Origin of the sequence: Trinickia sp., assembly GCF_051953955.1 — a bacterium.
Lineage (GTDB): Bacteria > Pseudomonadota > Gammaproteobacteria > Burkholderiales > Burkholderiaceae > Trinickia.
Map to the genome: position 1 here is coordinate 13,399 of NZ_JBQCIF010000008.1, position 24,985 is coordinate 38,383.

Below are 24,985 nucleotides of genomic sequence, written 5' to 3' on the forward strand. Positions count from 1 at the left end.
GCGGGCTCGCATGCGTTCGATGACAAGCAGCCTGCGGGGAGCAGCTGCGTGCCGATCCCACGGAATGTCCTACGATGTCCACGCTTGCCGTCCCCGCGGCGCTCATTGCGCTCGCCGGTCTGCCGCTCGTTGCGTTCGCGCAGAGCGCGCCCACCTCTGCCTCTCCCTCTTTTTCGCCCGCTGCCGCCGCATGCGCCGGCGCCGGCGAAGCATCGCGCATGCCCACGGCGGCAACCGCTTGCGCGAGCGGCGGCACGCTCGAGCCGATCGTCGTCACGGCGCAGCGGGGGCCGCAGCCGCTGTCCGACGCCATCGCGCAAACGACGCATTTTTCGCGGCAGGACATCGCGGACTCGACGGCGACGGATTTGCCGGGCCTGCTGGAACGAGCGCCTGGGGCGCAGGTCATTCGCAACGGTCCGCCCGGTTCGAATGCGACGCTGTTCCTTCGCGGCGGTTCGGCCACGCAATCGCTCGTGCTCATCGATGGCGTGCGTGTCGATTCCGTCAGTCTCGGACAGGTCCAGCTCGGCCAGATTCCGCTTTCGGAGGTCGATCATGTCGAAGTCGTGAACGGCGACGTGTCGGCGCTCTATGGCTCCGGAGCGATGGGCGGCGTCGTGCAGGTGTTCACGAAGGACGGGGGCAATCATCCGCCGCGATTGAGCGTTTCGGCCGGTTACGGCAGCTATCGCACGCAGACGCAGCAGGCCGGCGTGAATGGGGCGCTCGATGCGAACGGCAAGACGACGTTCAGCATCGGCGTCGCGCGCTCGAAAGACGATGGCTTTTCGGCGATCAATCCGGCACGCGCGCCGAACGTGAATCCGGCGGCGGACGGCTATCTGAGCGAAAGCCTCACGGCGGCACTGCGCCACACGTTCGACAACGGTTGGGACGCGGGCGCGCGCTACTTCCAATCGAACGGCAAGAGCACATTCGACAACCCTTACGGCGTGCCGTCCGACGTCAACGAGCTCGATAGCAAGGTGCGCGTCGCCTCGCTGTTCGCCAATGGCAAGCTCGCCGATTGGTGGACGGCTCACGTCACCGCGGGCCTCGGCGACGATCGTGCGATCGTTCGAACGAACGGCGTCTACAACAGCCGATTCGACACCGACAATCGCCAGTTGACGTGGCAGAACGATTTCCGGCTCGCCGCGGGACAAACGCTTCAGGCCGGCTATGAGCGGCTCGAGCAGAGCTTGCAGTCGGACGCATTCGCCGCACCGGACCGTCAGGTGAATTCGGTATTCGCGGGTTATGCGGCGCGCTTCGGCGCCCATCAGATTCAAGCGAACGTGCGGCGCGACCAGTACTCGGACGTCGGCGGCGCGAACACGTACTATTTGGGCTACGGGTTCGACTTCGCCGAGCATTGGAAGGCGACGGCCAGCTACTCGAGTGCGTTTCGCGCGCCGAGCTTCGACGATCTCTACTACCCTGGCAGCGGCAACGCGTCGATCCGGCCGGAACGCAGCCATTCGGTCGAAGCCGCGTTGCAATACGCGTCGGGTACGCTCGGCGTGTTGCGGCTCACGGCCTTCCAAACGCGCTACGCGGATTTGATCAACTATGTGCCGACGCAGGGGGGATCGTTCTACGTCGCCGAGAACGTCGATCGCGCCAAGGTGCAAGGGCTCGAAGGCTCGTGGCGCGGCCGCGTGGGCAAGACCGACGTGCGCGCGGCGCTGACGGTGCAAAACCCGGTGGACGAAGCGAGCGACACCGACCTTGCCCGACGGGCGCGTCGCTTCGCTTCGCTCTCGGCGAGCCGATCGCTCGGCGCTTGGCGCATCGGCGGCGCCTGGATCGTCAGCGGTCCGCGCGACGACAACGGCGCGGGCCTCGGCGGGTTCGGCCTCGTCAACCTCTCGGCGCGCTACGCGATCACGAAGGCCTGGTACGTGAGCGCCCATATCGACAACCTGTTCGACAAGGACTATGAGCTTGCTTATCCCTACAACACGCCGAGGCGCAGCGCGTTCATCACGATCGGCTGGCAGGAGCTGTGAATGAGAGCAAGACGGGGCACGAGACGAGCACGGAATGGGCGCACGGTGAGCGCATGGCAATGGACCTGTCCGCTTCGGACGTTCGAATGAACGCGCGGCGTGCCGCGTTCGTCTGGATCGTCCTCGCGCTGGCTGCGGTCGCGGTCTTCGCGGCTGCACTTGCGCTCGGCAGCGTCACGATCTCGCCTGCGCGCGCGGCGCTTGCCTTGTTGCACTTGCCCGCGCAGACCTCGGCGGCCGGCCGGTCGGCCGACGTGGCCGGCGAGATCGTGCGGACGCTGCGGTTGCCGCGCGCCGTCGCGGGTTTTTCGTGCGGCGCCTTGCTCGCGGTTGCAGGCGCGCTGCTGCAGGTTCTGCTGCGCAATCCGCTGGCCGAGCCGTATGTGCTCGGCGTGTCGGGCGGGGCAGCCGCGTTCGCGGTCGCAGCCCTGTTCGCCGGATGCGCGTGGTGGCTCGTCGACCTCGCTTCGTTCGGCGGTGCCGTGCTCTCGGTCGCGCTCGTGCTCGGGCTCGCGCGGCGCGAGTTCTGGCGCGGCGAACCGCAAGCAGCCTCGCCCCGCTTGCTGCTCACGGGCGTCGTCGTCGCGACGGGGTGGGGCGCCGTCGTCACGCTGCTGATCGCGCTGGCTCCCGACGAGCGGTTGCGCAGCATCGTGTTTTGGCTCACGGGCGATCTGAACGGCGCGGCGAACCCTTGGCCGGCCCTCGCCGCGCTGGGCGTGGTTCTTGCCCTAGCGGTGCCGGTCGCGCCGCAGTTGAACGTGCTGCTGCGCGGCGATGCGCTCGCCGCATCGCTCGGCGTGCCGGCGGCGCGGCTGCGCCTGCGGATATACGTGGTGGCCTCGCTCGCCGCGGCCGCCAGCGTCACGACGGCCGGCACGATCGGCTTCGTCGGCCTCGTCGTGCCGCACGCGCTTCGGCTCGTCGCCGGCAACGATCAGCGCATGCTCGTGCCGGCCAGCGCGCTCGCGGGCGGCGTCGCCGTCATGGGCGCCGATCTGTTGGCGCGCACGGTTATCGCTCCGGCGCAACTGCCCGTCGGCGTGGTGACCGCGCTCGTCGGCGTTCCCGTGTTCTTATGGATGCTGTTAGGGAAACGCCGATGAAATCGCTGACTCGCATCGACGCCGATACGCCGCCCGCGTCGCTGTCGGCGCAGCATCTGACCCTGCGCGCGGGGGCGCGCACGTTGCTCGAGGACTTCACCCATACGTTCTATCCCGGCGAGATTTGGTGTATCGCGGGGCCGAACGGCGCGGGCAAGACGACGCTGATGACGGCGCTCGCGGGCCTCGCGCGGCCGGCGCACGGGCATATCGAAGTGGACGGCGAGCGTATCGACGCATGGCCGAGCGCGGCGCTCGCCCGTCGTCGCGCGTTGATGCCGCAGACGTCGCACGATGCATTCGGGGCCAGCGTGCTCGAGATCGTGCTGCTCAATCGGTTCCCTCATTTGATGGGCTGGGGCTGGGAGCGCCCCGCGGATCGTGCGGCAGCGTTCGCGGCGTTGGCGCTGCTGGGGCTCGAATCGCTGGCTTCGCGCGACGTGCTCTCGCTCTCGGGCGGCGAGCGGCAACGCGTCGCGTTGGCCGCGGCGCTCTGCCAAGAAGCGCCGCTGCTGTTGCTCGACGAACCGCTCGCGTTTCTCGATTGGCACCATCAAATCGCCTGCATGAACGCACTCGTGCAATGGACGCAGGCGGTGCCGCGCACGATCGTTTTTTCGTGCCACGACCTCAATCTCGCTCGCCGCTTCGCGACGCATGCGCTGCTCCTCGAGGGCAACGGCACCGCACACGCAGGGGCGGCGCGCGACGTATTGACGCCGGCGCTCGCGAGCCGCGCATTCGGCTATCCGCTCGTCCTGATCGAGCAGCGCGGCTACGAGGCGCTCGTTCCGGCCTGGCCGGGCGCGTCGTGATGAAGGAAAGTGAGCGCACGCTGCGCGGCAAAGGCTCATATAGTGTCACCCTCATGCCGTGCCGGAGGACGGTGCGGTTTTACCGAATTGAAGTGGGGCGATCGTTGCGAGTATGGTGGCTCCTTTGCGGCGTGAAGTTCGCCCTTCTGCCCGTTCGCGCAGCGCGCGGGTTAGCCGATGCGGCTTGCCGGCCGAGCATCGCCCGCCCTTACATTGAACTGAGTATGAATGCACCCCTTCCGTTGCCCATCGTCGAACCGATCGATCACTCATTGCGCGATGCGCTGACGCGCGCGATCGACGCCAAGACGAAGCCGCCCGGCAGCCTCGGCATGCTCGAGACCGTCGCCCGGCAGATGGGCTTGATCCAGCAGAGCATGCATCCCACGATCACGCGGCCCGCGATGATCGTGTTCGCGGCCGATCACGGCATCGTGCAGGAGGGCGTGAGTCCTTACCCGCAAGCGGTGACCGCGCAAATGGTCGCGAATTTTCTGGCGGGCGGCGCGGCCATCAACGCGATCAGCCGCGTATCCGACTTGATGCTCGAAGTCGTCGACGCGGGCGTGGCGACGCCGCTCGCGCCGCTGCCCGGCCTCGTCGCGGTCCCTGTCGGGCCGGGCACGCGCAACTTCGCGCAAGGGCGGGCGATGACGACGGCGCAGGCCCTTGCGGCCATGCGCGCCGGTGCCGCGCGCGTGCGTCATCACGCCGCGCTCGGCACGAACGTGATCGGCTTCGGCGAGATGGGAATCGGTAATACCTCGTCGGCCGCTTGCTTGATGAGCCGGCTGTGCGGCGTGCCGATCGACGAGTGCGTCGGGCGCGGCACCGGTCTCGACAACGCTGGCCTTGCGCGCAAGCGCAACGTCTTGGCGTCGGCGCTCGCGCTGCATGGCGACGTGACCGAGCCGCTCGACGTGTTGGCGACGTTCGGCGGCTTCGAGATCGCGATGATGGCCGGCGCGTATCTGGCCGCCGCGGAAGCGAAAATGACGATCTTGGTCGACGGCTTCATCGCGACTTCGGCGCTTGTCGTGGCCGATTCGATCGCGCCTGCCGTGCGCGAGTACTGCGTGTTCGCGCATCTGTCGAACGAGGCCGGGCATCGGCGCATGCTGGACTACTTCGGGGCCAAGCCACTGCTTGCGCTCGACATGCGGCTCGGGGAGGGGACGGGGGCTGCGCTCGCGCTGCCCGTGTTGCGGGCGGCCGTCGCCATGCTGAACGACATGGCGAGCTTCGAGTCGGCCGGCGTCGCCGGGCGCGAGGCGCGATGACCGACGCGCCGGGCACGCGCCAGGCGCGATATTTCGTTGCTGCGCTCGGTTACTTCACCCGTGTGCCGATTCCGCGCTCGATCGCCCTCGACCGGGCCGACCTCGCTGGTGCCGCGCGCTACTTCCCGCTCGTCGGGGCGCTCGTCGGCGCCGCGGGGGCGCTCGTCTATCTGATCGCGTTGTCCGTCTTTCCGCCGTCGGTCGCGGTGTTGTTGTCGATGGCCGCCACGCTGCTGGCGACGGGTGCTTTGCACGAAGACGGCCTCGCGGATTGCTGCGACGGGTTCGGCGGCGGCCCGACGCGCGAAGATGCGCTGCGCATCATGCGCGACCCACGCCTGGGGGCATTCGGTGCGATCGGGCTCATGATCGCATTGGCGCTGAAATGGCAGACGCTCGCCGCCCTGCCGGCGGCGACGGTTGCCTGGACGATGGTGGGCGCGCATGCCGCGAGCCGCGGCCTGGCTGTCAGCTTCATGGCGACGCACGATTACGCGCGCGAACAGGGCAAGGCCCAGGCCGTTGCGCAGAGGATGCCGTTGCGTTCGCTCGCGGTGGCGTTGGCGCTCGGCTTGCCGTGGGCCCTTCTGCCCGATTGGCGCGCGGGCGCGCTCGGCCTCGTTGCGGCGTCGGCGCTGCGCTTCGCGCTCGGGCGCTACTTCACGCGCAGGCTCGGCGGCTATACGGGCGATTGCCTCGGCTTCGCTCAACAAAGCTTCGAGCTGGCCTTCTATCTCTGCGCGCTCGCGTGGACCTCATTCTGATTCGCCATCCGGCGCCCGCGATCGATGCCGGTGTCTGCTACGGAAAGAGCGACGTGCCGCTGGCCGGCAACGCATCGGAGTCGGCACTTGCGCTCGCCGCGCGCCTCGCGGCTCTCGGTGCGCCCTTGCCGCAGCACTTCGCGACGAGCCCGCTGCAGCGATGCGCCGACATCGCGCAGCGGCTCGCACAGCATGTCGGCTGTGCATGCGAGATCGACGCGCGCCTGAGCGAAATCGATTTCGGCGCATGGGAAGGGCAGCGCTGGGACGCGATCGATCGCGCGGCGCTCGACGCGTGGGCCGCCGATCTGCGCCATGCGCGCACACATGGCGGCGAAAGCGTGGCGCAGTTCGAGGCGCGCATCGGCGCGTGGCTCGAACGCTGGCGCGAGCCGATGGCCGAGCCGGTTTCCAGCGTGCTCGCCGTGACGCACGCGGGCGTCATGCGGACGATCGCCTCGTTGCTGCTCGGCGAGCCGCTCGAGACCACGTTGAAGTGGCCGCTTCAGATGGCGGCCATCGTCTGGCTGCGGCGCGGCGCGCCGGGCGGGGGCTGGCGCCTGCTGCATTGGAACGTGTGAGTGGCCGATGGCCGGCCGGCTTCGTTTCGCCTACCGCCTGCCACCTGCCACCTGCCACCTGCCACCTGCCACCTGCCGCCTGCCGCCCGCCACCTGGCAGCCGCCCGCTTCGCAGTGGCTGCGTCGCCGCATCTGCCTCGGTCGTGCGGCACTGCCTTCAGTGCGCGCTCGCCGCGTCGGCCGCCGGCCTGCGCTCGCGGGCGAGCTGCAAGTCGCGGCACAGCAACTCGGCGCCTTGTGCGAGCCGCGGCGCGGGCCGCGAAAGAAGGTCTCCGTCGATCGCGAACAAATTGCCGCGTGCCACCGCCGTCATGCGCGGCCACGCACGCCATGCGGCGAGGCTCGGCAGCGGAGCGTCGGGCCGTGTGGCACCCGAGCTCGTCGTGACGATGGCCTCGGGATCGGCGACGACGACGGCCTCCGTCGATACGGTCGGCACGAGCGGTGTCAGGCTCGCAAAGACGTTGCGCCCGCCGCATAGCGTGATGACGTCGCTGATGATCTGCGAGCCGTTCAGCGTCATCAAGGGATCGGCCCATACCTCATAGAAGACGTTGACGGGGGCACGGTTCGCGTAGCGGGCTCGCAGCGCGGCGATCTTGGCCCGATAGTCGGCGGCCGCGGCCTGCGCTCGCGCTTCGGTGCCCATTAGGGTCCCGAGCGCGATCAGATCGGTGGCGACGTCGTCGAGCTTGTGCGGCTCGCTGTAATAGAGCGGGATGCCCAGCGTGCGCAGACGATCGAGCTGGCGTTCGCCGTTGCCGTGACGCCAGACGATCACGAGATCGGGTTTGAGCGCGACGATGCGCTCTAGGTCGAGGGACGTATTGCTGCCGACGCGCGGCAGCGCTTTGGCGGCCGCGGGGTAGTCGCTGTACGACACTGCGCCGACGAGCTTGGCGCCGCCGCCGGCCGCATAGGCAAGCTCGACCGCATGCGGCGCGAGCGCCACGACGCGCTCAGCGGGCGCGGCGAGCGTGACATGCTGGCCGGCGTCGTCGGTGACCGTCAGGGCGGCGTGGGCGCACGGTGCGAGTGCGGGTGCGAGGGTGAATGCGAGGGCGAGTGAAAGTGCGCTAGGACAAGTGAGAGCGCGGCCGACGACAGGCCCGAGCGTATGCGCGATCGGGCTTTTGCACGGACGTCGGCGGGGGCGAGCGGCCGCGTTCATCGATCGCCGCCGCCTTTGATCGTCATCGGCAATCCGGCCACCATCAGCGTCACTTCGCGCGCGAGCGCGGCGATGCGTTGGTTGAGCCGTCCGAGCTCGTCGACGTATCGGCGGGTCACGGCGCCCATCGGCACGACGCCGAGGCCGATTTCGTTGCTGACGACGATCACGGGCCCTTGCACGCGTGCGAGCGCCGCTTCGAGCGCGTCGATGCGTGCCGTGACGCCGTCGGCCTCTGCGTCGCCGGCATTGGCACCGGCATTGGCACCGGCATTGGCACTGGCATCGGCATCGGCATCGGCATCGGCATCGGCATCGGCATCGGCATCGGCATCGGCATCGGCATCGGCGGGCCCCTCCGCCGGGCACAGGACGCCCGCGAGCCAAAGCGTCAGGCAGTCGACGAGAATGCAAGCGCCGCTCGCGCCCGCGTCGGCGACGGCCCCCGCAAGATCGACGCCGGCTTCGACGAGGCCCCACTCTCGGGGCCGGCGGGCGCGATGATGAGCGATGCGCGCCGCGAATTCCGCATCACCGGCATCGCGTGCGGTCGCGACATAGGTGACGGGCAGTGCAAGGTCGGCGGCACGCCGTTGCGCGAGCTGCTCGGCGTAGCGGCTCTTGCCCGAACGGGCGCCGCCGAGGACGAAGGTAAGATCGGGGCGCGTCATCGATTCAAAATCATCTGGGTGCAACGAAAGAGCGCAATCGTATGGCCGTCCGGGTCGAACACGGACGCGTCCCAGACATGGGTGCTGCGGCCCAGATGGACGGCGCTGGCCACGGCGCGCACGGTTCCGGCGCGGCAGGTGCCGAGAAAGTTGCTTTTCAGCTCGATCGTCGTGAAGCCGCGCGCGCCTTCCGGCAGGTGCGCCATGCAGGCATAGCCGCAGCAGGTGTCGGCCAAGCCGATCACGGTGGCCGCGTGCAGGAAGCCGTTCGGCGCGAGCAGTTGCGGCCGGACGGCCAGCTTGCCCGTCAGCGTGCCTTGCGCGAGCGCGACGATGCGCACGCCGAGCAGTTCGGGCAGCGTGCCTTGCTGATGCTCGTGGATGGTCTCGATCGTGAAATCGGGGCGTAGGATCGACATCGCGTGAGCCTCCTTGCGGACGAATTTGCCGATATTATCGGGACCTGTGACGCATTTTGACAGCTTAGCGGGCTAACCGGCCGCTTTTCCCAGGCGGCCCTCTACTCGGGAGTGTTGTTCATGACGGTGATCGTGGTAGCGAACCCAAAAGGCGGCGTAGGCAAGAGCACGTTGTCGACGAACTTGGCGGGCGCCTTTGCGGCGAACGGCGAATGGGTGGCGCTGGCCGACCTCGATCGGCAGCAGTCGTCCCACGGATGGCTCGCCCTGCGCCCGCAAGGATTGCCCCCCATCGAAACCTGGCAGGTCGACCCGGACGCGCCGGTCAAGCCGCCGAAGGGCCTCGAGCGCGCCGTCATCGATACGCCGGCGGGGCTGCACGGCACGCGGCTCGCCGCGGCGCTCGAGCTGGCCGACAAAGTTGTCGTGCCGCTGCAGCCGTCGATGTTCGACATTCTCGCCACGCAGCATTTCCTCGAACGGCTCGCCAAGGAGAAAGCCGTGCGCAAGGGCGCGATCGAGGTCGGTGTCGTGGGCATGCGCGTCGATGCCCGCACGCGCTCGGCCGAGCAACTGCATCGTTTCGTCGAAAGTCTCGAACTGCCCGTGCTCGGCTTCCTGCGCGACACGCAGAACTACGTGCAACTGGCGGCGCACGGCCTCACGCTCTGGGACGTGCCGCAAAGCCGCGTCGAAAAAGATCTCGAGCAGTGGGAGCCGATCAAGGCCTGGGTCGAGAAGAAGTAAGGCCGCGCTCCGCGGTCCGCGCGCTCGGGCTCAGGTCCAGTTTTGGACTGGGACGTGCCCGCGGCTGCTCTTCATCTTGTTGTGCTCGTCGACGAAGACGAGCTTCGGCTCCCAGCCCGCCTTCAACTCGGCCTCGTCCACCATCGCGAACGCGGCGATGATGACGAGATCGCCCAGTTGCGCGCGGCGCGCGGCCGAGCCGTTCAGCGAGATCATGCCGCTGCCGCGCTCGCCGCGGATCGCGTAGGTCGAGAAGCGCTCGCCGTTGTTGACGTTCCAGATGTCGATGCGTTCGTTTTCGACGATGCCTGAGGCGTCGAGCAAATCCTCGTCGATCGCGCACGAGCCCTCGTAATGGAGCTCGCAGTGCGTCACAACGGCGCGGTGAATCTTCGATTTCAACATGTGTCGCTGCATGGTCTTTCCTTCACTGGCTTCACGTCACTTCATACGATTGCCGCCCGCAGGCCGCATCAAATTTCGAGATTATCGATGAGGCGCGTCGCCCCGAGCTTGGCCGCCGTCAGTACGACGAGCGGCTCATTTTGCTCGTTAGCGCCGGGCGGCACCAGATTCGAGCGCTTGCGCACCGCTACGTAGTCGGGTTGCCAGCCGCGCGCCGCGAGGCTGTCCACCGCTTCGCGCTCGATCGCGGCGAAATCGCGCCGGCCGGACAGCACGGCTTCACGCACGCGCGCAAGCGTCGCGGCGAGCATCGGCGCTTCCGCGCGCTCGGCTTCGGTGAGATAGCGGTTGCGCGAACTGAGGGCGAGGCCGTCGGTGTCGCGCACGGTTTCGGCCGCAACGATGTCGGTCGGCAGCGCGAACTGCTGGCACATCTGCCGCACGATCATGAGCTGCTGATAATCCTTCTTGCCGAAGACGGCGACGCGCGGCTGCACGCACGACATCAGCTTCATGACGACGGTGCACACGCCCGTGAAGAAGCCCGGGCGGAACTCGCCCTCGAGAATGTCGCCGAGATCATGCGGCGGGTGGACACGATATTCTTGCGGCTGCGGATACATGTCGCGCTCGGTCGGCGCGAACAGCACGTAGACGTTTTCCTTTTGCAGCTTTTCGATGTCGGCTTCGAGCGTGCGCGGATATTTGTCGAAGTCTTCGTTCGGCCCAAACTGCAGACGATTGACGAAAATGCTCGCGACCACGGGATCGCCGTGCTGGCGCGCCAGGCGCATCAGCGACAAATGGCCTTCATGCAGATTGCCCATCGTCGGGACGAAGGCGGTACGGTTCTGGCCGCGCAACTGATCGCGCAATTCCTGGATCGAGCTGATGACTTTCATGATGAAGACCTACGGCGCGCGACGCCGTGCGGATGGAAGGCGCGCCGATTGTAGTGGATTCGGCGGCGCCTGGCATGAAGCGTCGTCGAAAGCGAACGAGACGGATTGACGCGCGGCTCGCCCGTTATGCGGGCAAGTACGCGAGACGTACGTAAATCGGGGCGAACGGTTCGGGCTGCGTGATCTCGATCAACGATTCCCGCGCCAGTTCCAGCATGGCAATGAAGTTCACGACGACGACGGGCACGCCGCGCGTCACGTCGAACAACTCCGAGAATTCGACGAACCGCACGCTTTGCAGACGACGCAGGATCGAGCTCATATGCTCGCGCACCGAAAGCTCCTCGCGCGAGATCTTATGGTGCTGCACGAGCTTGGCGCGTTTGAGCACGTCGGCCCATGCGGCGCGCAGATCGTCCATCGCCACGTCGGGAAACCGCGGCGCCGTGCTCTGCTCGATGTAGACCTCGGCACGCAGGAAGTCGCGTCCGAGTTGCGGCAACTGATCGAGCCGCTGCGACGCGAGCTTCATGCGCTCGTATTCGAGCAGACGCCGCACGAGCTCGGCGCGCGGATCCTCGGGCTCTTCGCCCGTGTCGGCCCTCTTCACCGGCAGCAGCATCCGCGACTTGATCTCGATCAGCATCGCCGCCATCAACAGATACTCCGAGGCGAGCTCGAGATTCGTCTTGCGCAATTGCTCGACGTAGCCCAGATACTGCGCCGTCACGTCCGCCATCGGGATGTCGAGCACGTTGAAGTTCTGCTTGCGGATCAGATACAGCAACAGATCGAGCGGGCCTTCGAACGTTTCGAGAAATACCTCTAGGGCGTCGGGCGGAATGTAGAGGTCCTGCGGCAGCTTGAACAGCGGCTCGCCGTACAGGCGTGCGAAAGCGATGCCGTCGACGGTATCGGGCGTCGTGTCGGTCGCGGGCGCGGTCAGCGCCGCGTCGGGCGCCTGTGCCTGCGCGCGGTGCCCTTCGTCGGCGGCGGGCACGTTCAGAAGTTCTGGTAATAGACGTAGGGCGTTTGCTTCACGCGCGCTTGCTGCTCCTCCGACCGCTCTTCGAGATCGATCGGCTGCTTATCCCACAGGAGCGCTCGGCCGCGGCGCTGCTCCGCTTCGAGCGTCGGCTTTTGCTGCTTGAGCTGATTGATGAATTGCGTGATGTCCGACTGATACATGATTCGGTGATCCTGAAAATAGGGACATAGCGGCGCGTGCGCGCCGCCGCGTGCAAGGTGCGATTTTAGCGCATGCGGTCCGACACGGAACACTGGGCGCTCTCGCGCGTCGAAAGCGGGCACGCTATTCGCTCGCGCCGGCCGTTATGTTCAAATGGCCGCTTTCGTCGGCGCCCGTTTCGGCGCCGCGTCGTTCGACTTCGGGAGGTCCTGTTTGCAGGGAGCGGTCATGGATTCGTCGCGCGCCGGGCGGCGCGCTCGGCGCAGCCCGGGAGTGCCCGCGGCGCGGCGGGTGTGGCCGTCCTTCGTGCTCGGCGCGCTGCTGGCCTTGGCCTCCATGTCCGCGCTCGCCAAATACGACGTCACGATCGACGCGCCGCGCGAGATGCGAAAGCTGCTCGAGAAGCACCTCGATCTTTCGCGCTTCGCGTCTCGCGACGACGTGACCGAGGATCAATTCGATTTCCTCGTCACGGCCACGCCGCAGCAAGTGCGGGACCTGGCCGCCACCGACGGCTACTTTTCCCCCGTGGTGCGCACTGACGTGCGCGCGGGACGCAAAGGCCAGAAGACCGTGACGGTCCATGTCGACCCCGGACCGCGCACGATCGTCGCGTCGGTCGATCTCACGTTCGACGGCCCGGTCGGCACCGAGGAGCCGAAGCGCGAGAATGCGGCGCGGTTTGCGTTCTCTCTGCATGCGGGCGATCCGTTCACGCAGGCTGCCTGGACCGACGCGAAGGACGCCGCGCTCAAAGCCCTGCAGGCACGCCGCTATCTCGGCGCGAAGATCGTGCATTCCCAAGCGCGGATCGATCCGCGCACGCGGCAAGCCGCGCTGACGGTCGCCTTTGCGAGCGGGCCGACGTTCACGCTCGGCCCGCTGGACGTATCGGGCGTGCGCCGCTACCCGGGCAGCATCGTCACGAACGTCAATCCGCTGTCGGTAGGGGAGGTCTACGACGCCGAGCGCATTGCCGAGCTGCAGCGGCAGCTACAGAACACCCCCTACTACGCGAGCGTGGCGATCGACGTCGACAGCGACGTCACGAAGCCGAACGACACGCCGATCCACGTGAAGGTGAGCGAGTACCCCTACAACAACATTCGCGGCGGCGTCGGCTATGCGACCGACACCGGGGCGCACGTGCAAGGCTCGTATTCGTATCTCGACACGTTCGGCGCCGCCTGGCCGTTTTCCGTGCAAGGCCGTATCGATCAAATTCAGCAGTACGGGCAGATCCAACTGTCGATGCCGCCGGGCCGACGCGGCTGGGTCAATAGTGCACTCGCGTCCTATACGAACACCCAGGTGTCGGGCACGCGCATCTACAGTGCGCGCGCGGGCCTGCAGCGTGCGCGAACGGCTCAGTTCATCGACTACAACTATTCGATCGAGTACTACGCCGATCGTCTCGATCAGAACGCGTCGGGTCCGACGACGAGTCACGCGCTGGTGCCGCAATGGTCGTGGACGCGCCGCAACGTGGACGATCCGCTGTTTCCGCGCAAGGGCAATCTCATCCACGTCGAAACGGGCTTCGCCGTGAAGGGCTTCGCGACCGATCAGACGTTCGGGCGCGTCTACGCCCGCGGCGTGCAGTACGTGCCGCTGCTCAAACGCGATTTGCTGCTCGTGCGCGCCGAGTTCGGCGGCGTTTTCACGAGCGGCGGATCGAGCGGCATCCCGGCGTCGCTGCTGTTTCGGGCGGGCGGCTCGAATTCCGTGCGCGGCTACGGTTTTCAAAGCATCGGCAACAACGTCGACGGATCGGTGTTGCCGACGAAGTACCTCGCGACGGCCACGGCCGAATATCAGCACTGGTTCACGCACGATTGGGGGGCAGCCGTCTTCTATGACATCGGCGCCGCGACGGATAGGTGGGGCGAGCGCGTTTTCTATCCCGGCGTGGGTATCGGCGCGCGCTGGCGCAGCCCCGTGGGTCCGATCAACGTCGACTTGGCCTACGGTACGCGCAATCACAGCGTGCGGCCGTATCTCACCCTCGGCATCGCGTTTTGATCGATCGGCGCTCATCTATTTAGTCTCTCATCTCATCTCGTACCGCATAGGGCTTTCATGACGCACGATTCACCGCCACCGCCGCAGACAGACGCGCCCGACGCTCACGCGTCCGGGGCGGGCGGTGCGGGCGTGCCGCCAATGCGGGATCGGCCGCGCGGGCCCGACGAGCCGAATGAACCCGAAGCGCCGCCCAGGCGGCGCCCCTGGCGCATCGCCGCCTGGGCGGCGCTCGCCGTCGTCATGGTTGCCGCGCTGGTCGCCGCGGCGCTCTACGGGGCAATCACGACGGAGCCCGGCACGCGGCTCGTCTGGCGGGCCGCCGTTGCGGTGACGGCCCCGCGCTTGTCGGGCACTTTCGAAGGCGGCACGCTCGCGCACGGCGTGCGTTTGGCGGATGTCCGCTGGCACGAGCTCGGGGGCTCGGCCAGCGCGCCGACTACCGATATTCGCATCGATCGTCTAGCGGCCCGTTGGGCGCTGACGCGCGCGCCTTGGCGGTTCACCGTCGATGCGTTGGAGGCGGGCACGATCGACGCCCGGCTGGCACCTTCGACGAACAAGACGCCGATCCGCCTGCCTGCCGATCTGCGCTTGCCCCTCGAGCTGGAGGTGCGCTCGCTGGCCGTCGGCAGGCTGCTCGTGCGCAACGGTGCGACGACGACCGAGCTCGATCGATTGCGCGCGCACGGAAGCAGCGACGGCCGCCATCACACGCTCTCGGTCGACGGCTTCGATCCGGCCTATGGCGCCCTGGCGGCGCAGCTCTCGCTCGACGGTGCACGGCCCTTTCCGCTGACGGGCGCGCTGACCGCGTCAGGCTCGCTAGGCGGAGCGCCGGCTCAGGCGCAGGCTCGCCTGTCGGGCACGCTGGAATCGCTCGCGGCCGACGTGACGGCAACCGGCATGAAACTGGCCGGCCGGGCGCATATCGAAGCGATGCCGTTCGCGCCCGTGCCGCTCAAGCGGGCGACGCTCGCATTCGATCACGTCGACCCGCGCACGTTCCGTGCCGGCGCGCCGGAAGCCGACCTGTCGCTGGCGGCGACGCTCGCCCCGGTCCCGGGTGCCGGCGCGCTCGTCGTCGCGGGGCCCGTCACGATCGTCAATGCCAAGCCCGGGCCCTTCGACGCGCATCGCTTGCCGCTCGTCGAAGCACGCGCCGACGTCCGTCTCGACGAGCACGCGCAGCGGCTCGAGCATCTTGACGTGCGGCTCGTTCATGGCGCCTCGCTGACGGGGAGCGGCAGGTTCGCGCAGGGACGCGGGCGCTTGGATTTGACGGCGCGCGCGCTCGACGTGGCGATGCTCACGCCCTACGTGCGGCCGACGGCGCTCGCGGGGCCGATCGGCATCGAGCTCGATGGCGCGACACAGTCTCTCTCGCTCGATTTGACCGACGCCGCTGCGCGTTTGCGCGCGCGCGCCCGTATCGCGTTGGATCCGAAGCGCATCGCATTGCAAGACGTCCGCCTCGACGCGGGCGACGGACGGCTCGAACTCAAGGGCGCGCTCCAGCGCGACGAGCGTTCGACCTACGACCTCAGCGCGACGCTGACGAATTTCGATCCGCGGCTCGTCGTCGCGACGCAATTGCCGGCTGCGCGGCCGGCGCGCGAGCGCGGCGCGGCAAAACCGGCGCATCGCCTGCCGAGCAAGCTGCCCGAAGCGCGCGTGACGGGGCGGTTCAGCGCCGTGGGGGCGCTCGTCCAACCGCTGTCGGCGAAGCTCGCGTTCGAGCTCGGCGACAGCATCTACGACGGCTTCCCGCTGACGGGCGCGGGCACGCTGCAGCTGGCCGGTGCACGGCTGTTGCCGAGCGACGCGAAGCTATCGATTGCCGGCAACGACGTCGAACTCCGCGGCAGCTTCGGCGGGGCCGGCGATCGCCTGCGATTTCACATCGACGCGCCGCAGCTCGATCGTCTCGGCTTCGGCGTTGCAGGCACCGTGCTCGCGGACGGCGATCTGACGGGCTCGCTCGCGCATCCCGACGTATCGCTGCGCTACGACGCGCGCGGCGTGGTGATGGGCGCAAACCGCATCGGCGCGGCGACGGGTAGCGCCCAGATTCACGACGGCGCCACCGGTGCGCTGCAATTTTCGACCGACGCGCGCGACGTTCACGCGGCCGGTGTCGACCTGACGACCTTGACGGCCCACGTGGCCGGCACGCGAGCGAAACATACGTTCGATGCGCAAGCGAAGGGCGCGGTGCGCGGCCGGCCCATCGATCTGGCGCTAGCAGGAACGGGCGCGCTGACCGATGCGCGCGATGGCCTTCGTTGGGATGGCGTGCTGGCGCGTTTGACGAACCGGGGCATGCCCGCGATCGAGCTGCAAGCGCCCGTGACCGTCTCGGCCGGCGGCCAGCGTGCGGCGCTGGGGCCGACACGGCTTGTCGTCGAAGGCGCGACGCTCGATCTGAAGTCGTTCGTCTACGACCATGGCGCGATCAGTTCGGCGGGCAGCGCGTCCAATGTGTCGGTGGGGCGCCTCCTCGCCGTCCGGCAGACGCTGACCGGGATGCCGTCGCGGCTTTCGAGCGACCTCATCCTCGGGGCGGATTGGGATTTCGCGCTGGGCCGCACCGCGCGCGGTTATGCGCGCATCGAACGCCGCAGCGGCGACGCGACGCTGTCGACCGGCTACGGCACGGCGGCATTCGGCATCACCGCGCTATCGACGCGCGTCGACTTCAGCGGCGAGCGCATGGCCGCCAGCGCACATGCGGCGGCAAGCCGAGTGGGGACGCTCGACGCGAGCCTCGGCGTGGGGCTCACGCCCGACCCCGCGCGCGAAGGGCTGCTCGGGGTGGCCGCCGATGCGCCGCTCGCGGGCAAGCTCGCGTTCGACGTCCCCGCCTTGAAGACGACGGGCGGGTTGTTCGGTCCGAGCTACGTCCTCGACGGGCATGCCGCATTGAATCTCGCGATTGCGGGCACGCGCGCGAAACCGACGGTCTCCGGCGCGCTCGTCGGCGACGGCCTATCGGCGACGCTCGTCGACCAGGGCATTCAATTGAAGGACGGCATCGTGCGCGTGGCGCTGACGGAGAACCTCGTGGACTTGCAGCGCGTCGAGTTCCATGGCGGCGACGGCACGGTGCGGGCGACGGGGCAAATCAGGCTCGACCGCGCCGAGCCTGATTTGACGGCGCGGATCGTGGCGGACAAGCTCGCGCTGTTCGCGGCGCCCGACCGGCAGCTGTCGCTGTCGGGCAGTGCGACCGTTGCGAATGGCGGCGCGGCCGGCGGGCTCGACATCGACGGCAAGTTCACGGTCGATCACGCGCGGTTCGACTTGCCCGAGCAGCGCGCGCCGCGTTTGTCCGACGACGTCGTCATCGTCAGCGACCACGGTTTGGTGCATGGCGCGCCGCCGCCGGCCGAGCCGACCAACAAGCCCGTCGGCCGCTTCGCGCCGCGTGCGAGCGTCGACATCGACCTCGGCAACGACTTCCGCTTTCGCGGCCAAGGCGCCGATCTGGGCCTGCGCGGCACGGTGACGGCGCTGTCCGCGCCGAATCAGCCGCTGCGCGCGATCGGCAACGTGCGCGTGACCGAAGGGTCTACCTATACGTCGTTCGGCCGCAAGCTGGCGATCGAGAACGGCTACTTCACGTTCAACGGGCCCGTGGCGAATCCCGGCATCAACATTCTCGCCATGCGGCGCAATCAGGAGGTCGAGGCGGGGGTACAGGTGACGGGCACCGTGCGCTCGCCGATCGTCAAGCTCGTGTCGGAGCCCAACGTGCCCGACAACGAAAAGCTGTCATGGCTGTTGTTCGGTCATGGGACCGACCAGGGCAACAACCTGAGTCAGCAAAGCTCGATGACGACGGCGCTCGCGCTGCTCGGCAGTGCGACGGGCAAGCGCGTGGCGCAGACGTTCGGCCTCGACGAGTTCTCGGTCGGGCGCAGCGACGTCGGGCTCACTGATTCGCAGGTCGTCATGTTGTCGAAGGCGATCAACGATCGCCTGGTGCTCGGTTATGAGCAAGGGTTGCAATCGGCGAGCAATGCGTTCAAGGCGACCGTGAACCTGTCGCGTTTCTGGTCGGTCTTGCTCTATGGCGGGACCTTCGAAGGCGTCGACGTCAATTACACGCGGCGCTTCGACCGGTGGCGGTGGTGATGGCCGGCGCGGCATGGCGGCGCCGGCCGCGTGCCTTGGGGCTTGGCGGGACGCGATTGTGCTGGGCTGGCGCCGCGAAAGCCGTGAGCGGCGCCGTCCAGCGCACGGAGCCTTGCCGTGCGCTGGAATGCGTGCGTCAGCGCACGCGCATGCCGGGCTTCGCGCCGCTGTGCGGCTCGAGGATATAAAGGCCCGGCTCCGCTTTCTCGTCGGCGCTCGACGCCGCCAACACCATCCCTTCGGATAGGCCGAACTTCATCTTGCGCGGCGCGAGATTCACGACCATCACCGTCAGCTTGCCCACCAGATCCTCGGGGCGATAGGCCGACTTGATCCCCGAAAACACGTTGCGCGTTTTTTCCTCGCCGACGTCGAGCGTCAATTGCAGCAGCTTGTCCGATCCCTCGACGGCCTTGCAGTCGACGATGAGCGCGATGCGCAGGTCGATCTTGGCGAAGTCGTCGATCGAGATGATGTCGCTTGGCGCGTCGGTCGCGGGGGCGGGCTTTTGCTTGGCTTTGCTCGCCGCCGCCGCCGCCGATGCCGCTTCGCCCGCGGCCTTCGGTGCCGCGCCCGCTTCGATCGGCTGCAACGAACCGCGGTTGGCCGCGATCAGCGCTTCGATCTGCTTGGGGTCGATGCGCGTCATCAAGTGCTGATAGGCGCTGATGGGCTGGGCCGACGACAACGGCGTATCGGCATCGGCCCACGCGAGCGGCGCGACACCGAGGAACGTCTCGACCTTGGCGGCGAGCGCCGGCAAGACGGGCTTGAGCGCGATCGACAGCAGCCGGAACGCTTCGAGGCTGACGCTGACCGTCTCGTGCAGCAGCGCGGCATTGGCTGGATCCTTCGCTTGATCCCACGGCTTGGCCGTATCGACGTAGCCGTTCACGGCATCGGCGAGCTCCATCGTCTGGCGCACGGCGCGGCCATATTCGCGCGCCTCGTAGTGGGCCGCGATTTGAGGGATGGCCGCACGCAGCGTCGCGAGCAGCGGATGATGCATCGCACTGTCCTGCACGCGCGCGTCGAAGCGCTTGATGAGGAAGCCCGCGGCGCGGCTCGCGATGTTGACGTACTTGCCGACGACGTCGCTATTCACGCGTGCTTGGAAGTCGTCGAGGTTCAGGTCGAGATCTTCCATCGTCGCATTGAGCTTGGCGGCGAAGTAGTAGCGCAGCCATTCGGGATTGAGGCCCGTCTCGATATAGCTGCTCGCGGTGATGAAGGTGCCGCGCGATTTCGACATCTTCGCGCCGTCGACGGTCAAGAACCCGTGCGCGAACACGTTCGTCGGCGTGCGATAGCCCGCGAATTCGAGCATGGCCGGCCAGAACAGCGTATGAAAGTAGAGGATGTCCTTGCCGATGAAATGGTATTGCTCGGTGCTCGTGCCGGGCTTGATCCATTCTTCGAAATCGAAGCCGCGCTGGGTGGCGAGATTCTTGAAGCTCGCGTAGTACCCGACCGGCGCATCGAGCCAGACATAGAAGTACTTGCCGGGCGCATCGGGGATTTCGAAGCCGAAGTAGGGCGCATCGCGCGAGATGTCCCAATCGCCGAGCTTCGCGTCGCCGGCCTCGCCGAGCCACTCGCGCATCTTGTTCGTCGCCTCCGGTTGCGCGAGGCCGCCGACCCATTCGCGCAGGAAGTTTTCGCAGCGTGGATCCGATAGGCGGAAGAAGTAGTGCGTTGATTTGCGGCGCACGGGCGTCGCGCCGGAAATGGCCGAATACGGGTTGACGAGATCGGTCGGCTGGTAGGTCGAGCCGCAGACCTCGCAGCTGTCGCCGTATTGATCCTTCGCGCCGCACTTGGGGCACTCGCCTTTGATGAAGCGGTCCGGCAGGAACATCTCCTTGACGGGGTCGTACGCCTGTTCGATTTCGCGTGCGTCGATGAGGCCCGCTTGCTCGAGCTTGCGGTAAATCGTTTCGCACAGCGACTTGTTTTCCTCGGAATCGGTCGAGTAATAGTTATCGAACGAAATCAGGAAGTTGGACAGATCGCGCGCGTGCTCGCGCCAGACGCGCTCGATCAGCTGCCTGGGCGTGATGCCTTCCTTTTCGGCGCTGAGCATGATCGGCGTGCCGTGCGTGTCGTCGGCACCCACGTAGTAGACCTCGTGTCCGTGCATTCGCATCGCGCGCACCCAGACGTCCGTCTGAATGAACTCGACCATGTGGCCGAGGTGGATCTGTCCGTTCGCATAGGGCAAAGCGGACGTCGCGAGAATGCGGCGGCGGGCGGCGCCCGCGCCGGCTTGCGCGGCGAAATGAGGGGCGGATACGGTCATGAGCGTAGGGAAGGGGGCTGCTTGAGGGAAAGCGAGGATTTTAGCAGGCGCGGTCTGTGGCTTGCCGGTTGGACGTGCGCGATACTTGCACCGGCATGACCGACGATCGGCCGGTATCCCATTCGGCACGCAAGGCCGCAAGGAATTCGCTGGGCATCCGTTCCCCTTCTTCCGCGAGCGTCGCTGACATCGCGTCGGCAATGCGCTCGACGGCAGCAGCCGGGTCGTTCACGTGACATACGTTGTGCCCGAAGGCCAGCAATTCGCCGCGCATCGGATACGACACCGCTTTGTTCAGCTTCAGTGCCATGGTTCGGTCAGCCGTTTCAACACCGGTTTTCTGGTTTTCGTAGCGGTAGACGGAGGTGGTGACTACGTCAAAGAGAGGCGAGAGCCGAGGCGGCTCGTCGGCATCCGGGTGAGCGTACAGCAGGCCGAAATTTTTCAGATGAGCGTCGCCGTTGCGCACCATGACCGATAGCGTGAAGTACTCGAAGAACCGTGCAAGGCTTTCGTCCCAGTTGCCGCCGCAATTCATGCTGATCGCTAGCGCGATCTTCTCGTAGCTACTGCTGTACTTGAAGCAGAAAGCCCTCCGGCCGGTTCATCGCGAACGCTGGCAACATCGGCGTTTCGGCATAGGTTTCCGCGCGCAGCGGCATGGTCAGCGAGACTTGCCGCGCACGCTCGCGCGTCTCATAGGCAAAGACGTGTCGCGACTCCTTCGTCAGCGCGCCCGCTCGGCCTTGCGGCGTGAGCAGGTGCAACTGGCGCACTCTATTCCTCACCGAATATCTCCTTGAGCTGATCGTAATCGGGCCGGGCTGAGACGATCGAGAGGCCTTTCCCGAGTGCGGTAAGCGCAGCCAAGACGTGATGGAGCCCGACGTTTTGTCCGGACTCCAGTTGCGTGATCGTAAAACGGGCGACTCCGGCCTTCTCGGCGACCCATGCTTGAGTGCGTCCTTGTGCTTTCCTTTCGCGCCGGAACGCTTCCCCGAAATCGGGGGGGAGCAGAAGCGGCAGGCTGCCCGATGTTGGCTTGACGATGTATGACATATCTTACATTTTTCGATCGGATACCAAAAATGTAAGATATATCCGTCATAACTTCAAGCGATCAGCCCGCATCCACGATGCTTGCATGTCGGCTTCGCCGGGGGCTCGATCTCTCTCGCTCAGCTTACTTGCGGACTTATGCGGTGCGCCGCGAAAACGGAGAAGTGTCGGCCTTCGGAATGGGGCGGGGCGGAGGAAGCCGATTCCGTGAGAAGCGCTTAGGAACGCGGCAAAAAAAACCGGGGCATTCGGCCCCGGAGCAACAACGACAAGAGGAGAATGGTGACGCAGCGGCGTTGGCCAGCCACGTACCGTACATAGAGACAGCCGAAATGCCGCCGAGTTCGAAAAATTTTTCGAATCGTTTACCGGTGCCTTCAGCCGCCTTCCGTCGCTGTTTTTGCGATGCGCAGACCGGCTTGCTCGAGGGCCGGCTCGGGAGCCGGCGGCTCGGTCCGCGCGGCGCGGCTTATTGCGCCTGGCCGTTGCCCGGCATCGCGCTGAGGTAGATTTCGACGCGGCGATTCTGCGCGCGGCCGGTCGGCGTGTTGTTGTCGGCAATGGGATTGCCTGGGCCGTAGCCGGCCGGGGCCAGTCGTTGCGGGGCAATGCCGCGCTGGCTCAGGTACGTCGCGACGCTTTGCGCCCGGTTCTGCGAGAGCGTCTGGTTGTATTGGGCGCTGCCCGTGCTGTCCGTATAGCCGTTGATCCGCGCGACGAGTTCAGGGTGCTGCTGCATTTGCGTGGCGAGCTCGTTGAGCGTCGGATAAAGCGCCGGGTTGATTTGATAGCTGTCCGTCGCGAACGTCACGTTGCTCGGAATGTTCAGCTTCAGCGAGCCGTCCGGCTGTTCCGTCACCTGCGTGCCGGTGCCCTTGGACGCGCCCGACAGCTTGTTGCGGATGTTTTGCCAGTTGTAGCCCGTGATGGCGCCCGCGGCGGCGCCGACGCCGGCGCCGATGGCCGCGCCCTTGCCGCCGCCGAAGATCGCGCCGAGCGCGGCGCCGGTTGCCGCGCCGATGCCCGTGCCCGCGGCGGTGTTGTTCTGCTGCTGCGTGGCGCAGCCGGCGAGAATCGAGCCGGCCAAGGCAAAGACGGTGAGGCGGGTGGCGATTTTTGCATTCATGTTGGTGTCCTCTCTCGAAAAATCGATCGCTTGCGCGGCACGCGCGATCCGGCAACGCTCGAGCGGTGCCGGGCGATGCAAGGCGTGGCCTGCGCAGCGGCGCGAGCCGGCCGATTCGGGCGCAAGCGAATGCGCTCGCGTCCCGCTTTCGGCCCTTTCTCGATCCGCCGCTGCGCGAAATTGCCCTGCATCCCACGTTTTGGCAATGGCATGCAACAAATGTTTTCAATTTTTTGCGTGCCGCGGCATTTTTCTTCGCTCAGGCGGTGCATCGGCGCGCCGCTTGGCTTGCCACTACAATAGTGGTTTGGGATGCGGATGCCGCCCTTTGCGCGTTCAGCGCGGGCGCGAACCCATCCGGTAGCCCATCTTTTGGCAATGACAAGCAATATCGCATTGTTTTGCCGCAACATTTGCGGCGAGCGCCGACGCCCGGGAAGGCGCCGCGCCCGCTGTCCCTCGGAGTCGAATCGATGAGTATTGATCGGGCCCAGGTCGACGCCGCGCTCGCGGCCGTCACCGATCCCAACACGGGCAAGCCCTTTGCGGCCGCCAAGGGCGTCAAGAACGTCAGCGTCGACGGCGCCGCCGTCAGTGCCGAGATCGTCCTCGGCTATCCGGCCAAGAGCCAATTCGACGCCGTGCGCACGCTCGTCGAGCAAGCGCTGTCGAAGGTTCCGGGCGTCGAGCGCGCGCGGGTGTCGGTGTCGCAGTCGATCGTCGCGCACACCGTGCAGCCGGGCGTGAAACTGCTGCCCAAGGTCAAGAACATCGTGGCCGTCGCGTCGGGCAAGGGCGGCGTCGGCAAGAGCACGACGGCCGTGAACCTCGCCCTCGCGCTCGCGAGCGAAGGCGCGGCCGTCGGCATCCTCGATGCCGACATCTACGGTCCGTCCTTGCCGATGATGCTCGGGATCGAGGGGCGCCCCGAGTCGCCCGACGGGCAATCGATGAACCCCATGAAAGGCCACGGCGTCGAAGCGAATTCGATCGGCTTTCTCGTCGATCAAGACAACCCGATGGTCTGGCGCGGCCCGATGGCCACGTCGGCGCTCGAGCAGCTGCTGCGCCAGACGAACTGGGGCGAGCTCGACTATCTCGTCGTCGACATGCCGCCCGGCACGGGCGACATCCAGCTCACGCTCGCGCAACGCGTGCCCCTGACCGGGGCCGTCATCGTCACGACGCCGCAGGACATCGCGCTCATCGATGCGAAGAAGGGCCTCAAGATGTTCGAGAAAGTCGGCGTGCCGATTCTCGGCCTCGTCGAAAACATGAGCATTCACATCTGCTCGAACTGCGGCCACGCCGAGCACATCTTCGGGGAGGGGGGCGGCCAGCGCATGGCGAAGGAGTACGGCGTCGAGGTGCTCGGCAGCTTGCCGCTCGACATCGGCATTCGCGAGCAGGCGGACGGCGGCCACCCGAGCGTCGTGGCCGACCCGCAAGGCCCGATCGCCGAGCGCTACCGTACCATCGCGCGCAACATGGCGATCCGCATCGCCGAGCGCGCCCGCGACATGAGCGCGAAATTCCCGACCATCGTCGTTCAGGACACGTGAGCCGGTGTTCGCCCCATCTCCCGCGCGCGCTGCGGACCGGGGCACGCGGCCCTGCGCCCGCTCGGCCCCGATCGTGCTTGTGCGGTGCGCGTCGCGGTATCATGTCGCCTTCGCTTGAGTCCGGCTCGGCGGCGCGAGGGGCGCCGTGCGTCGGCATGAGGATCGCATGAAAGAGAGAACCGGCAGGCGGCGAGCGCGTCGCCCGAGCATCGTCATCGCAGGCCTAGTGCTGGCGAGCGCGGCGCTGGGCGGCTGTGCCGCCGTCTTCGGCCCCCACGAAAAACGCGCGGACGCCCAGGTATTGCCGACGGTCGGCAATACGGTGCGCGGTACCGTTACGTTCATCGAGCGTGCCGACGGCGTGCAAGTCACTTACAACCTGATTGGGCTGCCCGCGAACAGCGACCACGCGCTACAGGTGCACGAGCGCGGCGACTGCAATGCGGCCGACGGCTCGAGCGCGGGCGCCGTATTCGCGCCGGCGGCCGATCGGCTCCGAGCGGGCGTGCGCCGCGCGGGCGATCTCGGCAACATCCACGCGGACGCGACGGGCGTGGCCACCGGTTTCATCGTCGCCACGGACGTCGCGCTCGACGGCGTGCGTTCCGTCGTCGGCCGCTCGGTGCTCATCGGGCATGACCCAAGCGACCCCGCGTTCCCCGATCACAGCGTCGGCGCCGCGATCGCGTGCGGCGTGATTCGCCAGTAAATCCGC

General features: G+C 67.1%; 24 protein-coding genes. 11 read left to right on the forward strand and 13 right to left on the reverse strand.

Annotated features, from left to right (window positions below; genetic code table 11):
• Positions 1 to 74 precede the first annotated feature (74 nt).
• The 6 genes from ACTHNZ_RS01200 (at position 75) to cobC (ending at position 6,561) form a co-directional block, all read left to right on the forward strand.
• Positions 75 to 2,015, forward strand: coding sequence for a TonB-dependent receptor plug domain-containing protein (locus tag ACTHNZ_RS01200; protein WP_440540662.1), 1,941 nt, complete (start codon positions 75 to 77; stop codon positions 2,013 to 2,015).
• Positions 2,016 to 2,101: 86 nt separating this feature from the next.
• Complete coding sequence (locus tag ACTHNZ_RS01205) at positions 2,102 to 3,121, forward strand: FecCD family ABC transporter permease (protein ID WP_440540711.1); 1,020 nt, start codon at positions 2,102 to 2,104, stop codon at positions 3,119 to 3,121.
• Positions 3,122 to 3,126: 5 nt separating this feature from the next.
• Entirely contained in the window at positions 3,127 to 3,936 is an 810-nt protein-coding gene (locus ACTHNZ_RS01210; RefSeq protein WP_440540712.1) for an ABC transporter ATP-binding protein, read from the forward strand.
• Positions 3,937 to 4,160: 224 nt separating this feature from the next.
• Positions 4,161 to 5,216 carry a nicotinate-nucleotide--dimethylbenzimidazole phosphoribosyltransferase gene (cobT, locus tag ACTHNZ_RS01215; RefSeq protein WP_440540663.1) on the forward strand — a complete coding sequence of 352 codons (1,056 nt, stop codon included), beginning with the start codon at positions 4,161 to 4,163 and terminating at the stop codon, positions 5,214 to 5,216.
• A complete protein-coding gene (locus ACTHNZ_RS01220; RefSeq protein WP_440540664.1) occupies positions 5,213 to 5,980 on the forward strand; it encodes an adenosylcobinamide-GDP ribazoletransferase in 768 nt (255 codons plus the stop codon). Before cobT ends, ACTHNZ_RS01220 begins: the two co-directional genes overlap by 4 nt.
• On the forward strand, positions 5,965 to 6,561 hold the full coding sequence (gene cobC, locus ACTHNZ_RS01225; protein WP_440540665.1) for an alpha-ribazole phosphatase: 597 nt from the start codon (positions 5,965 to 5,967) through the stop codon (positions 6,559 to 6,561). Before ACTHNZ_RS01220 ends, cobC begins: the two co-directional genes overlap by 16 nt.
• A gap of 157 nt (positions 6,562 to 6,718) precedes the next feature.
• Here the strand turns inward: cobC and ACTHNZ_RS01230 are convergent, their stop codons facing one another.
• From ACTHNZ_RS01230 to ACTHNZ_RS01240, 3 genes are read right to left on the reverse strand one after another with little or no spacing between them, the layout of a single operon-like run.
• Positions 6,719 to 7,732, reverse strand: coding sequence for a cobalamin-binding protein (locus ACTHNZ_RS01230; protein ID WP_440540666.1), 1,014 nt, complete (start codon positions 7,730 to 7,732; stop codon positions 6,719 to 6,721).
• Positions 7,729 to 8,403 carry a bifunctional adenosylcobinamide kinase/adenosylcobinamide-phosphate guanylyltransferase gene (cobU, locus tag ACTHNZ_RS01235; RefSeq protein ID WP_440540667.1) on the reverse strand — a complete coding sequence of 225 codons (675 nt, stop codon included), beginning with the start codon at positions 8,401 to 8,403 and terminating at the stop codon, positions 7,729 to 7,731. Before cobU ends, ACTHNZ_RS01230 begins: the two co-directional genes overlap by 4 nt.
• Complete coding sequence (locus ACTHNZ_RS01240; protein ID WP_440540668.1) at positions 8,400 to 8,822, reverse strand: PaaI family thioesterase; 423 nt, start codon at positions 8,820 to 8,822, stop codon at positions 8,400 to 8,402. Before ACTHNZ_RS01240 ends, cobU begins: the two co-directional genes overlap by 4 nt.
• Before the next feature lie 120 nt (positions 8,823 to 8,942).
• On the opposite strand from ACTHNZ_RS01240, the gene ACTHNZ_RS01245 reads away from it, so the two are divergent.
• The gene (locus tag ACTHNZ_RS01245; RefSeq protein WP_440540669.1) at positions 8,943 to 9,569 is read left to right on the forward strand and encodes a ParA family protein; all 627 of its coding nucleotides are present in this window, start codon (positions 8,943 to 8,945) and stop codon (positions 9,567 to 9,569) included.
• Between the two features lie 30 nt (positions 9,570 to 9,599).
• On the opposite strand, the gene panD is transcribed toward ACTHNZ_RS01245, so the two are convergent.
• From panD to ACTHNZ_RS01265, 4 genes are all read right to left on the reverse strand, one after another.
• Positions 9,600 to 9,986: an aspartate 1-decarboxylase gene (gene panD, locus ACTHNZ_RS01250; RefSeq protein WP_440540670.1), complete on the reverse strand. Its 387-nt coding sequence runs from the start codon at positions 9,984 to 9,986 to the stop codon at positions 9,600 to 9,602.
• 56 nt (positions 9,987 to 10,042) lie between these two features.
• Positions 10,043 to 10,876 (reverse strand): pantoate--beta-alanine ligase, encoded by an 834-nt coding sequence (gene panC, locus ACTHNZ_RS01255; protein WP_440540671.1) that lies wholly within the window; start codon positions 10,874 to 10,876, stop codon positions 10,043 to 10,045.
• Positions 10,877 to 11,000: 124 nt separating this feature from the next.
• The gene (locus ACTHNZ_RS01260) at positions 11,001 to 11,876 is read right to left on the reverse strand and encodes a segregation and condensation protein A (protein ID WP_440540672.1); all 876 of its coding nucleotides are present in this window, start codon (positions 11,874 to 11,876) and stop codon (positions 11,001 to 11,003) included.
• A 2-nt stretch (positions 11,877 to 11,878) separates the two neighbouring features.
• Positions 11,879 to 12,067, reverse strand: coding sequence for a DUF3460 family protein (locus ACTHNZ_RS01265; RefSeq protein WP_440540713.1), 189 nt, complete (start codon positions 12,065 to 12,067; stop codon positions 11,879 to 11,881).
• Positions 12,068 to 12,293: 226 nt separating this feature from the next.
• On the opposite strand from ACTHNZ_RS01265, the gene ACTHNZ_RS01270 reads away from it, so the two are divergent.
• Together ACTHNZ_RS01270 and ACTHNZ_RS01275 are read left to right on the forward strand one after the other, a co-directional pair.
• The gene (locus ACTHNZ_RS01270; RefSeq protein ID WP_440540673.1) at positions 12,294 to 14,087 is read left to right on the forward strand and encodes an autotransporter assembly complex protein TamA; all 1,794 of its coding nucleotides are present in this window, start codon (positions 12,294 to 12,296) and stop codon (positions 14,085 to 14,087) included.
• Between the two features lie 57 nt (positions 14,088 to 14,144).
• Positions 14,145 to 18,224 carry a translocation/assembly module TamB domain-containing protein gene (locus ACTHNZ_RS01275; RefSeq protein WP_440540674.1) on the forward strand — a complete coding sequence of 1,360 codons (4,080 nt, stop codon included), beginning with the start codon at positions 14,145 to 14,147 and terminating at the stop codon, positions 18,222 to 18,224.
• A 136-nt stretch (positions 18,225 to 18,360) separates the two neighbouring features.
• Here ACTHNZ_RS01275 and metG read toward each other — a convergent pair whose 3' ends face one another.
• The 6 genes from metG to ACTHNZ_RS01305 form a co-directional block, all read right to left on the reverse strand.
• Positions 18,361 to 20,523 (reverse strand): methionine--tRNA ligase, encoded by a 2,163-nt coding sequence (gene metG, locus ACTHNZ_RS01280; protein WP_440540675.1) that lies wholly within the window; start codon positions 20,521 to 20,523, stop codon positions 18,361 to 18,363.
• A gap of 40 nt (positions 20,524 to 20,563) precedes the next feature.
• On the reverse strand, positions 20,564 to 21,061 hold the full coding sequence (locus ACTHNZ_RS01285; RefSeq protein WP_440540676.1) for a HipA domain-containing protein: 498 nt from the start codon (positions 21,059 to 21,061) through the stop codon (positions 20,564 to 20,566).
• A gap of 28 nt (positions 21,062 to 21,089) precedes the next feature.
• On the reverse strand, positions 21,090 to 21,311 hold the full coding sequence (locus ACTHNZ_RS01290) for a HipA N-terminal domain-containing protein (RefSeq protein ID WP_440540677.1): 222 nt from the start codon (positions 21,309 to 21,311) through the stop codon (positions 21,090 to 21,092).
• Positions 21,301 to 21,582: a helix-turn-helix domain-containing protein gene (locus ACTHNZ_RS01295; RefSeq protein ID WP_440540678.1), complete on the reverse strand. Its 282-nt coding sequence runs from the start codon at positions 21,580 to 21,582 to the stop codon at positions 21,301 to 21,303. The genes ACTHNZ_RS01290 and ACTHNZ_RS01295 overlap by 11 nt, the downstream gene beginning before the upstream one ends.
• A 469-nt stretch (positions 21,583 to 22,051) precedes the next feature.
• Positions 22,052 to 22,708 carry an OmpA family protein gene (locus ACTHNZ_RS01300; RefSeq protein WP_440540679.1) on the reverse strand — a complete coding sequence of 219 codons (657 nt, stop codon included), beginning with the start codon at positions 22,706 to 22,708 and terminating at the stop codon, positions 22,052 to 22,054.
• Positions 22,705 to 23,121, reverse strand: a complete 417-nt coding sequence (locus ACTHNZ_RS01305; RefSeq protein ID WP_440540680.1) for a hypothetical protein — start codon at positions 23,119 to 23,121, stop codon at positions 22,705 to 22,707. The genes ACTHNZ_RS01300 and ACTHNZ_RS01305 overlap by 4 nt, the downstream gene beginning before the upstream one ends.
• A 60-nt stretch (positions 23,122 to 23,181) precedes the next feature.
• On the opposite strand from ACTHNZ_RS01305, the gene apbC reads away from it, so the two are divergent.
• Together apbC and ACTHNZ_RS01315 are read left to right on the forward strand one after the other, a co-directional pair.
• Positions 23,182 to 24,270 (forward strand): iron-sulfur cluster carrier protein ApbC, encoded by a 1,089-nt coding sequence (gene apbC / locus ACTHNZ_RS01310; protein WP_440540681.1) that lies wholly within the window; start codon positions 23,182 to 23,184, stop codon positions 24,268 to 24,270.
• Between the two features lie 166 nt (positions 24,271 to 24,436).
• Entirely contained in the window at positions 24,437 to 24,979 is a 543-nt protein-coding gene (locus ACTHNZ_RS01315) for a superoxide dismutase family protein (RefSeq protein ID WP_440540682.1), read from the forward strand.
• Positions 24,980 to 24,985: the final 6 nt, after the last annotated feature.